This is a genomic window from Pseudorhodobacter sp., assembly GCF_030452865.1.
Lineage (GTDB): Bacteria > Pseudomonadota > Alphaproteobacteria > Rhodobacterales > Rhodobacteraceae > Pseudorhodobacter.
Map to the genome: position 1 here is coordinate 1 of NZ_JAKDLJ010000451.1, position 2,695 is coordinate 2,695.

At 56.6% G+C, this 2,695-nt stretch carries 2 protein-coding genes; both read left to right on the forward strand.

Annotation, left to right across the window (positions count from 1 at the left end; genetic code table 11):
- Positions 1-456 precede the first annotated feature (456 nt).
- A complete protein-coding gene (locus L0H65_RS17915) occupies positions 457-2,007 on the forward strand; it encodes a phospholipase D family protein (RefSeq protein ID WP_301460572.1) in 1,551 nt (516 codons plus the stop codon).
- 34 nt (positions 2,008-2,041) lie between these two features.
- Complete coding sequence (locus L0H65_RS17920) at positions 2,042-2,563, forward strand: HdeD family acid-resistance protein (protein ID WP_301460573.1); 522 nt, start codon at positions 2,042-2,044, stop codon at positions 2,561-2,563.
- Positions 2,564-2,695 lie beyond the last annotated feature (132 nt).

Consider the following 2,695-nt stretch of genomic DNA (forward strand, 5'->3'; position numbering starts at 1 on the left):
TCCGTCGTTGTGGCGCTCCCCTGAAGAATCTGGCCCATTGTGCCTCCTTCCATTCCAAGGAAAATATTGCACCGTCAAACTCCGGGATCAAACAAGTAGCACCGTGCTAGCGCGCCAAGGCTACTTTCTGCATCCTGCCACTGTCTCGCAAGGAATTTAACTATCGGATTTTGTAGATAAAACTATCCTGCTTTGGTTAAGGTTGGTTTAAGCTTGGAGTGCAATTTAAGCCTGCGAATCTGAGGGACAGGCGCTTCTGCGCTCTCGCGTCAGTGGTTTGATGATTCCGGGCGCGAAACGCCCACTCTCGTACGGCACCATCCGACAGACCGGGCGTGCAGCGTTGCGCTTTGTGAACCCGGATTTATCCATGTCAGTATTCACCGCTCCCAATAGGCGTGTTTTTCCGCGGATTTGGCGCTATGCTGCCTGTGATATCAGTATGATGGCGGTAGAATGAAACGATTCCTCACAGCATTGACGGCAGTTGTGGTGGTGGCCGCGGTTGCGATAATCGTGGCGCGGGTGATCTTTCCATTGCCCGATGTTTCGCAGCGTACGCAAAGCTTGGCGTTGCCTGCCGATCCCTCCACGCGGCTCGGGGCGTTGATGATTGCAGGTGCGGCGCAGCATCCCGGAAAATCCGGCGTGATCCCGCTGCAAAATGGGCATGATGCTCTGGCGAGCAGGTTGGTTCTTGCGGCGGTGGCAGAGCGGTCGATTGATGCGCAATATTACATCTGGCATGACGATGTTTCGGGGATATTGCTGCTCGGTGCGCTTTATAATGCGGCACAGCGTGGGGTGCGGGTGCGGCTTTTGCTGGATGACAATGGCGTGCCGGGGCTTGATCCCATTATTGCCGCTTTGAATTCGCAGGATAATTTTGAGATACGGCTGTTCAACCCCTCCACGACCCGGGCGCCAAAGATGGCGGGTTATACCTTTGATTTCTTTCGGATGAACCGGCGGATGCACAACAAGTCCCTTATTGCCGATGGGGCGGCGGCAATCATTGGCGGGCGCAACATCGGGGATGAGTATTTTCAGGTCGGCAACGACAATTTCTATATTGATATGGATGTGTTGGCGGCGGGCAAGGTGGTGCCGGAAACGGCTGCGGTGTTTGATGAGTACTGGAACAGCGCCTCGGTTTTTGCGGCGGAAAGCATCATAAGAGGTTCCGGCGATTTGGCCGGATTCGAGGCGCGTTTGGCGGAGGTTGTCGCGAGCCCGGAGGCGGAGGCTTTTCTGGGGGAGATGGACAGCAGTGCCGCCAAGTACACCCAAGACACCACCCATCTGGAATGGACCGATGTGCAGCTTGTGGCGGATGATCCCGTCAAGGGGCAAGGCATCGCCACCCCTGACCAGTTGATGATCTCGCGCTTGGGCGGGATTTTGGGTGGTATCGCGAAGCGGCTTGATCTGGTTTCGGCTTATTTCGTGCCGGGCGAGAAAGGGGCTGAGTATTTTGGCGACCTCGCAAAGTCCGGCGTCGATGTGCGTATTCTGACCAATGCCTTGAACACGACGGATGTTTTGATGGTGCATGCCGGGTACAGCAAGTACCGGCGCGAATTGCTGCAAGCGGGCGTGAAGCTATATGAACTGAAATTGCGCGGGAACATGACACCGGAGGCCGATCTACAGATCAAACCGCTTGGCCTGTCGGGGGCGAGTTTGCATGCCAAAACCTTTGCGGTGGATGACAGCCGCATTTTCATCGGCTCGTTCAATTTCGACCCGCGTTCGGCCAAGCTGAATTGCGAGATGGGTTTTTTGATTGACAGCCCGGTGATGGCGCAAAAGATCAGCGCCGGATTTGACGGGCCTTTGGCCGAAGTCAGCTATCGGCCGGAACTGACGCCGGAAAACAAGATGGTCTGGCAGGAAACATTGGGCAATAACAAGGTGGTGATCTATCAGGAGGAACCGGGTGCGACTTGGTTCCAGCAAATCGCCATCGTGGTGATCGGGTTCTTGCCGGTGGAATGGTTGCTTTGAAACGGGCAGTTGCCCAAAAATGAAGGATGGGTCGATGAAGAACTGGGTCTGGTGGCTGATTGTCGGGGTGATTTCTCTGGTCGGCGGGGTGTTCGCGCTTGCCAATCCGTTTGCGGCGACGTTGACGGCGGTGGTCTTGGCAGGATGGTTGTTCATGGTGGTCGGCGTGTTGGTCATCATCTCTGCCTTTGGCGACCTGGGCTGGGGCGGGCGGATTTTGACGCTGTTGCTGGGTGTTCTGCTGGTCGTTCTGGGCGGAAACCTGATCGGGGAGCCATTGAGCGGGATGATCTCCCTGACCTATTTCGTGGCGGTGATGTTGCTGGTAACCGGGGCTTTCCGGGTGTTCCTGGGCTTTGGCAGCAGTAATTCGCAATTGCGATGGGTGATGATCCTGTCCGGCGCGATATCCATTCTGCTCGGCGTGATGATCTTCGCCAATTTCCCGCAATCGGCGGCGGTCGTGCTGGGCCTGTTTCTGGGGATCGACCTGATTTCGAACGGGGTCTGGCTGATCATGCTGGCGCTGCATCGCAAGGCCGAAGGGGATCGGTAAAAGGGTCGCCCTTTCTGGACATTTTCAGTGAAAATCCCGGCTTGGGAATAGTCGTTTGGCCTGTTCGCGTGGATGCTGCGCGCGGGCGGGTTGGCGCGCGGGGCGGGGTGCATCATCGGCTTGGGGCTGGGT

What these genes read in the sequence shown, in the direction of transcription:
- L0H65_RS17915 (WP_301460572.1), top strand. Translation starts at nt 457, where the DNA reads ATGAAACGATTCCTCACAGCATTGACGGCAGTTGTGGTGGTGGCCGCG.
- L0H65_RS17920 (WP_301460573.1), top strand. Translation starts at nt 2,042, where the DNA reads ATGAAGAACTGGGTCTGGTGGCTGATTGTCGGGGTGATTTCTCTGGTC.